The sequence below is a fragment of the Kitasatospora sp. NPDC002543 genome, from assembly GCF_053594915.1.
Genome location: NZ_JBSFWR010000173.1, coordinates 1 through 9073 on the forward strand (window position 1 = coordinate 1; position 9073 = coordinate 9073).

The following is a 9073-nucleotide window of genomic DNA, read 5'->3' on the forward strand; positions in this document are numbered from 1 at the left end:
GCCTCCTCGTACGCGTCGTACGGGGCGTCCTCCTCGTACGGCGGGGGCTCCTCGTCGATCGGAGCGGCGGGCTGCTTCGACCCGGCGGCGGGGGCCTCGAAACCGGGGAGCGGAAGGTCGTCAAAGAGGCTACTCATGGCACATCGAGTCTATGGCCACCGACCGACAAGCCCGCCCGCCCGCCCCGGAGGATCCGGGCGGACGGGCTGCGGTTCCCGGGGCGTCTCAGACCAGGCGGCGGGCGGTGGCCCAGCGGGTCAGCTCGTGGCGGTTGCTGAGCTGCAGCTTGCGCAGGACGGCGGAGACGTGGCTCTCGACCGTCTTCACCGAGATGAACAGCTGCTTGGCGATCTCCTTGTAGGCGTAGCCGCGGGCGATCAGCCGCAGGACCTCGCGCTCGCGCTGGGTGAGCCGGTCCAGGTCCTCGTCCACCGGCGGGGTGTCGGTCGCGGCGAAGGCGTCCAGCACGAAGCCGGCCAGCCGGGGCGAGAACACCGCGTCGCCGTCGGCGATCCGGAAGATCGCGTTCACCAGGTCGGTGCCGGTGATGGTCTTGGTGACGTAGCCGCGCGCGCCGCCGCGGATGACGCCGATGACGTCGTCGGCGGCGTCCGACACCGACAGCGCCAGGAACTTCACCCCGCCCTGCTCCCCCATCACCCCGACCGAGCGGCGCAGTACCTCGACGCCGCCGCCGCCCGGCAGGTGGACGTCGAGCAGCACCACGTCCGGCCTGGTCTCGGCGACCACGCGGACCGCCGAGTCCACGTCGTCGGCCTCGCCGACCACGTCGATGCCGGTCACCTCGGTGCGGCCGATCTCGGCCCTGACCCCGGTCCGGAACATCCGGTGGTCGTCCACCAGCACGACTCTGGCCGTGCTTCCCCGGCCTCCGGCCGGGGGGACTCCCATCGGAGCTGCCTCAGTCATCCGTTCTCTCCATCTCCAGCTCGACCTCCGTGCCGCCGCCCGCTGCCGGCCGCACCCGAGCGGTGCCGCCGTTGCGCTTCATCCGGCCGATGATCGACTCCCGTACGCCCATCCGGTCCTCGGGCACCGTGTCGGGGTCGAAGCCGGGGCCGTGGTCGCGGACGAACACCGACACCGTCTTCCCCTCCACCTCGGCGTAGACCTGGACCGGTCCCCCGCCACCGTACTTGGCCGCGTTGACGGTCGCCTCCCTCGCGGCCTGCATCTGTGCCGCGATCCGCTCGTCCATCGGGCAGTCGCCGACGATCACCAGTTCGACCGGGACGCCGTGCCGGTCCTCGACCTCGGCGACGGCGGCCCGCAGGGTCTCCGCCATGGTGTCCGGCGCGGCCTCGGCGGCGGCCTCCGGGCGGTACAGCCACAGCCGCAGCTCGCGCTCCTGGGAGCGGGCCAGCCGCAGCACCTCCTTGGGGTCCTCGGCCCGGCGCTGGATCAGGGTCAGGGTGTGCAGCACGGAGTCGTGGATGTGCGCGGCGATCTCGGCCCGCTCCTGGGCCCGGATGCGGGCCGTGCGCTCCGCCCCGAGGTCCTGCCACAGCCGCAGGCCGTACGGGCCGAGCAGCACCAGCACGCCGGCCAGCACCGCGAGCGAGGCCTCGACCACCGAGCCGAGCGTGGAGCCGCTGCCCTGCATGGCGAGCAGCGCGATGGTGCCGGCCACCGCCAGCAGCACGCCCGCGCCGACCCGGGTGTAGGCGCCGCGCCGCTTCTCGCCCTCCTCGATGCCGAACCAGCGCTGCCAGCGCGAGTCGTCGGCCTGCCGCCAGACCAGCGCCACGCCGACGCCGATCGCCAGCAGCGGCCAGGTGTACGGCTTGGCGGTCTGCAGGCCGAGCACGTTGAGCAGGGCGATCAGGCCGATCACCGTCATCACCAGGGCGGCGAGCTGGCCGAGGCCTCCCTGCCCGCCCTTGCCGGCCGGTGCGGCCTCCTCGCCCTCCGCCGGGGCGGTCACCGGCTCGCCCTGCAGGGTGTGCTGGAGCAGCCGGCGCATCCGGCCCACCCAGCCGGCGGCCTGGCCGCCCTTGTCCAGCAGGCCGCCCTGCAGCCCGGGCGAGGCCGGGACGAACACCCCGTTGACGTACACCCACTGGGCGCCGCCGCGCTGCGAGGGCTCGCCGATGCCTATCGGCACCACGAACCAGAACGCGGCGTACAGCAGCGCGCCGATCCCCTGCGCGAAGAAGAGCACGACGAAGGCGATCCGCACCCACCGCACCGGCAGCCCGAGGTGCACCGCCAGGCCGTGCGCGACGCCGCCCAGCATCCGCCCCTGCGGACTGCGGTAGAGCCGCCGGTAGGGCGGCCGCTCGCCGTCGGGCGCGCTCGGGTCGGCGCCGGCCGACGACGCGGTGTCGGGGGCGATGGATCGGGGATCGGTACCGGGGGCTGCCACGCCACCGATGGTTCCACGCGCGTACCCGCGGGCGCATCAGGGTGTGTCCCCATCCCGTATCAGGGACAAGTCAGGGTACGGACAGGGGTCCACCCGGTTGGGCCGGGCCGTCCGCTGCCGGAAGGATGGTGCCCATGACCGAGGACCCCCGCATCGAGGAGGCCGGGCCCGCCGCCCCGCCGGAACCGGACCGCCCGCCCCTGACCCGTGCCGAGCACCACCGCGTGGTGGCCGGCGTCTGCGGCGGCCTCGGCCGGCACCTGGACATCGACCCGGTGGTCTTCCGGGTCGTCACGGTGGTGCTCTGCCTCTCCGGCGGCCTCGGGCTGTTCCTGTACGGCCTGGCCTGGCTGATCGTGCCGACCGACGACGGCTCCAAGGGCCGCGGCGGGCGCACCGAGCTCCAGCGGGTGCTCACCGGGCGGGTGGACGGCCAGTCGGTCGGCGCGGTGCTGCTGACCGTGATCGGCACCGGGGTGTTCTTCTCCTCGATGGACGACGGGGACCAGATGTTCCCGCTGCTGCTGCTCGCCGCCCTGGTCTTCCTGGCCGTGCGCTACGACCCGGAGCGCCGCCGGGGCCGCGGGCGCGAGCGCCGCGGCGGCCCGTACGACCGTCACTTCCCCGAGTCGGACTCCACCGGGGCCACCGGGAGCAGCGCGGGCACCGGGGCCTACCGCTGGCCGCGGCCGGAGCAGGACGGATCGGCCCCGGCCGGTCCCGCCGCCTCCCGCGCCGCCGGGAAGGGCCCCGCCGACAGCCCGCCGCCCGGCCCCGGCGGCTACCTGTGGGACCCGCGCCACCCCGAGCGCAACCCGTACGGGGGCGCCGGCCCGGCCACCCCGACGCCGCCCTACGGCACGCCGACGCCGCCGTACGGCACCCCGGTGCCGCCGGCCGGCGGCCCGGCCCAGCCCTGGTGGCAGCGGGCCGACCTGCCGAAGGGCGACCCGCTGCGCAAGGAGAGCCCGGAGCCCCGTCCCGAGCCCGCCGCCGCGCGGCGCCCCCGGGAGCGCTCGGCACTCGGCTTCTTCGGCTTCCTGCTGGCGGTCGGCGCGGCCACCGCGGTCTGGGCCGCCTCCGCCGGCCACCACAACCCCACCGTGCTGGGCGCCACGGTGCTGGCCACCGCGCTGCTGGTGGTGGGCCTGACGCTGCTGGTCGGCGCGAGGTACGGCCGGGCCCGCCGGCTGGCGGTGACCGGTCTGCTGCTCACCCTGGCGCTGGCCTTCGTGGGCCACTCGCCGAACTCCGTGCGCGACGCCGTCGGCAACCGCGACTGGACCGTCTCCTCGGCGGCCGACCTTCGGGACCGGTACAACCTCGGCGCCGGGCAGCTCGACCTGGACCTGTCCGCGCTCGACCCGGCCGGGGCCACCCTCGGCACCAAGGTCGACCTCGGCACCGGCGACATGACCGTCCTCGTACCGGACGACGTGACGGTGAACGTGGTGACCAGGGTCGGCCTGGGCAACGTCTCCGTCCCCGGTGAGAAGGGCGACAGCACCGGGCGGCACGACTACTCGATCGGCCCTGCCAACGGGCAGCCGAGCAAGGGCACCCTCAATCTCGAACTCGGAATCGGGCTCGGCAACATCAAGGTGGTCCAGCAGTGAGGAAGCACCGGATCGACCTGTTCTCGCTGATCGCGGGCGCGCTGTTCACCGTGATCGCCGTGGTCTACCTGGTCGCGGCGGTCAACGACCAGTCGGTGAACGGGCGGATCGTCATCCCGGTCACCTTCCTCGTGCTCGGCGCCGGCGGCCTGGCCGGCGCCGTCGCGGCGGTGGCCAGGCGCGGTCGGCCCGACCGCGAGGAATGACCGGCCGCCGACCGGCCGGCCCCGGCCCTCAACCCTGCTGCGGGCCCAGGGTCAGCTGGTCCCCGGTCTTGCTGACGGCGTACTTGGGCAGCGGCTTGACCGCCGGCCCGTTGACCACCGCGCCGGTCGCGGCGTCGAACCGGGAGCCGTGGCAGGGGCAGTACAGCTGGCCGTTCTTCGGCGCGTCCACGGCGCAGCCCGCGTGGGTGCACACCGCGGAGAAGGCGCAGTACTGGCCGGCCTTGGGCTGCACGATGTAGACGGCGTCCCCGGTGGCCGGGTCCTTGACCTGGGCCGAGCCGCCGACCGGCACGCTCGCGGCGGGCACCGTGGGGGCCGGCGCCGCGGTGCCCGGCGCCGGGGCGGTGGAGACCGGGGCGGCCGACTTCTCGGGTGCGGCCGACCTGTCCCGGCCGAAGGTGCGGGTCAGCGAGCCGGTGAGCAGCCCCGCCCCGCCGATCGCGACGGCCGCGATGCCGCCGTCCACCAGGGCCCGGCGCTTGACGTGGTCCTCGCCCAGCCCGCGCGCGCGGTCCCGCCCGGCCCGGCGGGCCAGGTAGCCGTCCACCGACAGGTACGGCGTGCCGGCGAGCAGCAGCGGGGTCCAGGCCATCAGGTAGGCCAGGTCGTTGCCGAGGTAGTACGGCGAGACGCTCCAGCTGACGGTCAGCCACAGGCTGAGGTTGAGCAGCGCGCCGCCGAGCGCGGCGACCCGGCCCCAGAGGCCGAGCAGGGTGCCGAGGCCCACCGCCAGCTCGCCGAAGGCGATGGAGAGCGCGAACAGGGTCGGGTGGTCGAGGGCGGGGCCGAGCAGGAAGGAGATCGGGCTGCCGCCCGCCTTGGCGGCCTGGGTCTGCGAGACGAAGGACGCCGGGTCGCCCGCTCCGGCCAGGAAGTGGGCGTCGGAGAGCTTGTCGAGGGCGGCGTAGACGAAGGTGACGCCGAGGAAGAGCCGCAGCGGCAGCAGCGCGTACGTGGACGCGAGTGCCCTGCGCTGTGCCGCCCGGGCGGCCCGGCCGGCCGCGTCCCCGCCGGCCGGCACCGGGTTGCTGGCCTCCGACATCCCTCACACCTTCCCTCACCGCCCGCCACTCCCTGACGGGTCCGGTCCGCATTCTGCCCGCTCCCGCCCGCTTTCGGTGGGAGGTCCCTTCCGGGGAGCGGCGCCCGCACCGCAAAACGGTCGCGCCGTCGCTCCCTCCAGTACGGGAACGACGGCGCGACCGTTCAGGCACCGGCCTCAGGGCGACGGAACGCCCCGGCGGCCGGCGGGAGTGGTCACTCCCACTCGATGGTGCCCGGCGGCTTGCTGGTGACGTCGACGACGACGCGGTTCACGTCGCGGACCTCGTTGGTGATCCGGGTGGAGATCTTCGCCAGCACGTCGTACGGCAGGCGCGACCAGTCGGCGGTCATGGCGTCCTCGGAGGAGACCGGGCGCAGCACGATCGGGTGGCCGTAGGTGCGGCCGTCGCCCTGCACGCCCACGCTGCGGACGTCGGCGAGCAGCACGACCGGGCACTGCCAGATCTCGCGGTCCAGACCGGCCGCGGTCAGCTCCTCGCGGGCGATCGCGTCGGCGTCGCGGAGCAGGTCCAGGCGCTCCTTGGTGACCTCGCCGACGATCCGGATGCCCAGGCCCGGGCCCGGGAACGGCTGGCGCTGGACGATCTCCTCCGGCAGGCCCAGCTCCTGGCCGACCATCCGGACCTCGTCCTTGAACAGCTTGCGCAGCGGCTCGACCAGCTGGAACTGGAGGTCCTCCGGCAGGCCGCCGACGTTGTGGTGGGACTTGATGTTGGCGGTGCCCTCGCCGCCGCCGGACTCCACCACGTCCGGGTACAGGGTGCCCTGGACCAGGAAGTCGACCGACTCGCCCTGCTCGCCGGCCTCGGCGACGATCTCCGCCTGGGCCTGCTCGAAGACCCGGATGAACTCCCGGCCGATGATCTTGCGCTTCTCCTCGGGGTCGGAGACCCCCTTCAGCGCGTTCAGGAAGCGCTCGGAGGCGTCGACGACCTTCAGCTGGACGCCGGTGGCGGCCACGAAGTCCTTCTCGACCTGCTCGGTCTCGCCCTTGCGCATCAGGCCGTGGTCGACGTAGACGCAGGTCAGGCGGTCGCCGATGGCCTTGTTGACCAGGGCCGCCGCGACCGCGGAGTCCACGCCGCCGGACAGGCCGCAGATGGCGCGCTTGTTGCCGACCTGCTCGCGGATCAGGGCGATCTGCTCGTCGACCACGCTGCCGGTGGTCCAGGTCGGGGAGATGCCGGCGCCGCGGTAGAGGAAGTGCTCCAGGACCTGCTGGCCGTGGTCGGAGTGCAGCACCTCGGGGTGGTACTGGACGCCGTAGAGCCGGGCCTCGTCGTTCTCGAAGGCCGCGACCGGGACCAGGTCGGTGGAGGCGGTGACGGCGAAGCCCTCCGGGGCCGCCGAGCAGGCGTCGCCGTGCGACATCCACACCGAGTGCTGCGCCGGGACGCCCTCGAACAGGGTGGAGCCGGTGCGGGAGACGGTCAGCGGGGTGCGGCCGTACTCGCGGGCGCCGTTGTTGTCGACGGTGCCGCCGAGGTGCTTGGCCATCAGCTGGAAGCCGTAGCACATGCCGAAGACCGGGACACCGGCCTCGAAGACCGAGCGGTCGATCTGCGGCGCGCCCTCTTCGTAGACCGACGACGGGCCACCGGAGAGGATGATCGCCTTGGGGTTCTTGGCGAGCATCTCGGCGACCGGCATGCTGCTCGGCACGATCTCGCTGTAGACCCGCGCCTCACGCACCCGACGGGCGATGAGCTGGGCGTACTGGGCGCCGAAGTCGACCACCAGGACGGGGTCGTTGTCCGACGCGGACTGGACGGGAATTGCAGAGGACACGGACGGCCTTCCGGCAGCGGTATCGAGGTTGTCACACGGGGCCGCCTCCCCTACGGGGCTGCGGCTGCGGACGGTGTGGGGTGTCTGGACACCGATTCTACCGGGCTGTCCGGTTTCACTCGTCTGCCCGTCCGATGAACCGTGACCGGGCGGGGCCGCGGTTCGTTGCTTCCTACGAACGTACGGCCGCGCCGCGTCCGCCAGACGCGCCGCCCGCCCCCGCGGGGGCACCGCCGTACGGCAGCAGGACCACGCGTGGAGTTCCACCCCAGTCCACCGGCGCACGTGGTGCCGCCGCCCGGTCCGCCGGGCGGCCGGTTCCGTGGGACCGTGCGCGGGTGCCGCGGCCGGCCAGCAGGGGACAGCGACCCCGGCCGCGACTGGGCCGAGAGGTGGGACGGCCGGAGTCCGGGGACGCCCGGGACCGGCCGTCGCACCCCCGGTCCGAACCGGTGCGCGCCCGGCGCACCTCCCCTCCGCCCCGCGCCGCTACGCGCGTCCCCGTGCGCCACAACCATTCGATCCACTACTCACCGTGATCATCGATGGCGCCCCCGGGGGGAAATGCTCTGTGCCGAACTGTGCCGAACCGGTTGCAGAGCGAGCCCTCCGTCCAGCACGATGCTCGTTGTAAGCGGTTCTCCCGGCGCCTGACGGCCACCGAGGAGGCCCGCGACGGTGTTCTCCGCAGCCGTGCCGCAGGGGAGGCGGCAGCGGCCCTCACTTCACGCTCCGTGAGCGTGGGACCGGCGCATACCCGCGCCCCGACCCACCGCGTACGGGCGTGCACGCCCCGCGTGCGACCGGCCACCCACGCCGGAGCCGCGCGGCGCACCACGAAGCCAACCGACACGACGGCGCCCCTCCCCCGGCGCCGTCACCCCAGCACCGGCGCGGCCCTGACGCCGAGTGCTGAACGACAAAGGGCCCCGTTCCCCCGCGGGGCCCTTTGCCCTTCCCGGGGACACCCGCGCCCGGGGACGCCCCGGCGAAGGACGCCGGCCGGGGCCGCTCCTTCCGGAGCGCCCGCTCAGGGGTGCTTGCGCCAGACGCTCGGGTCGACCGGATCCTCGGCCGGGGGCGGCGGCACCGCACCGGGCACCGGCGCCCCGCCGGCCGGGGCGGGCCGCTCCTCGTGGGAGGCGAGCACCTCGCTCACCGCGTTCCCGGGGGCGAACGGCCCGTCCTGCGGAGCGGCCGCCTGCGACGGCACGCCGTAGCCCGGATCCCCCTGGGCCGGATCCCCCTGGGCCGGACCGCCCGGCACGGGGCCGCCCTGGGCCGGGACGCCGTGCGCCGGCGTCGCGTACGGCACCTCCGGCGGCACCGTCCCCGGGTACGCCGTGCTCCCCCCGGCCCGGGCGAACGGGGACTCGGCGTACGGCACGGCACCGCTCGCCGCGCCCTCCCCCCGGCCGCGGACGGCCGCCAGCAGCGGCGGCACCGCCAGCGCGCCGACCAGCGCCCAGACCGCGTTGGCCACGAGCACGCTCAGGAACGCGAGCCCCGCCGACTCCTCCTGGGAGAGCTCCATCCGCCCCGCGCCGGTCCAGCCCGAGGTGGACATGGTCCGTGTCATCAGCACGCCGGAGACGGTCATCAGCAGGGTCAGCGCCCCCGCGTGCAGGGCCGCGAGGCGCAGCCGGTCGACCGGGTCGAGCCCCCGCCGGAAGGCCACCCAGCCGAGCAGGGCCGCCGAGGCGAGCGCGAGCAGGCCGGCCCAGCGCCAGTCGCCGGTCAGGTCGTGCAGGTCGAAGAAGGAGAAGTCGGTCCCGGTGCTGCGGTCGTCCCAGGAGTTCTCGCTCCGGGAGTCGTCGCCGCCGGACAGGCCTGAGTGCGCCCGGAAGGTCGCCCCCGATCCGAAGCCGAGCAGGGTGAGGCCGAGGTTGGGCAGGAAGGCCAGCGAGATCCCGGTCCGCGCCCCGCTGTCGCTGTCGACCGCGACCAGCACGAAGGCCGTCACCGAGGCCAGCCCCACCGTGACCGCCAGC

The 9073-nt window shown here is 74.6% G+C and carries 6 protein-coding genes and 2 pseudogenes; 2 read left to right on the plus strand and 6 right to left on the minus strand.

What is annotated here, in order from left to right; genetic code table 11:
* Positions 1 to 225: 225 nt before the first annotated feature.
* Together ACWD4P_RS36910 and ACWD4P_RS36915 are read right to left on the minus strand one after the other, a co-directional pair.
* Positions 226 to 930 carry a response regulator transcription factor gene (locus ACWD4P_RS36910; RefSeq protein WP_359828943.1) on the minus strand — a complete coding sequence of 235 codons (705 nt, stop codon included), beginning with the start codon at positions 928 to 930 and terminating at the stop codon, positions 226 to 228.
* Positions 923 to 2257 (minus strand): ATP-binding protein, encoded by a 1335-nt coding sequence (locus ACWD4P_RS36915; RefSeq protein ID WP_449782652.1) that lies wholly within the window; start codon positions 2255 to 2257, stop codon positions 923 to 925. Before ACWD4P_RS36915 ends, ACWD4P_RS36910 begins: the two co-directional genes overlap by 8 nt.
* A gap of 263 nt (positions 2258 to 2520) precedes the next feature.
* On the opposite strand from ACWD4P_RS36915, the gene ACWD4P_RS36920 reads away from it, so the two are divergent.
* Together ACWD4P_RS36920 and ACWD4P_RS36925 are read left to right on the plus strand one after the other, a co-directional pair.
* Positions 2521 to 4002, plus strand: coding sequence for a PspC domain-containing protein (locus tag ACWD4P_RS36920; RefSeq protein WP_449782651.1), 1482 nt, complete (start codon positions 2521 to 2523; stop codon positions 4000 to 4002).
* Positions 3999 to 4208 (plus strand): hypothetical protein, encoded by a 210-nt coding sequence (locus ACWD4P_RS36925; protein WP_359828945.1) that lies wholly within the window; start codon positions 3999 to 4001, stop codon positions 4206 to 4208. Before ACWD4P_RS36920 ends, ACWD4P_RS36925 begins: the two co-directional genes overlap by 4 nt.
* 28 nt (positions 4209 to 4236) lie before the next feature.
* On the opposite strand, the gene ACWD4P_RS36930 is transcribed toward ACWD4P_RS36925, so the two are convergent.
* The 4 genes and pseudogenes from ACWD4P_RS36930 to ACWD4P_RS36945 all read right to left on the minus strand — a co-directional run.
* The gene (locus tag ACWD4P_RS36930; protein ID WP_449782653.1) at positions 4237 to 4695 is read right to left on the minus strand and encodes a QcrA and Rieske domain-containing protein; all 459 of its coding nucleotides are present in this window, start codon (positions 4693 to 4695) and stop codon (positions 4237 to 4239) included.
* 48 nt (positions 4696 to 4743) lie between these two features.
* A pseudogene (locus ACWD4P_RS36935) lies at positions 4744 to 5271 on the minus strand (DoxX family membrane protein); the annotation flags it as partial.
* 215 nt (positions 5272 to 5486) lie between these two features.
* Positions 5487 to 7082: a glutamine-hydrolyzing GMP synthase gene (gene guaA / locus ACWD4P_RS36940; RefSeq protein WP_359828947.1), complete on the minus strand. Its 1596-nt coding sequence runs from the start codon at positions 7080 to 7082 to the stop codon at positions 5487 to 5489.
* A 1030-nt stretch (positions 7083 to 8112) separates the two neighbouring features.
* A pseudogene (locus ACWD4P_RS36945) lies at positions 8113 to 9073 on the minus strand (hypothetical protein); the annotation flags it as partial.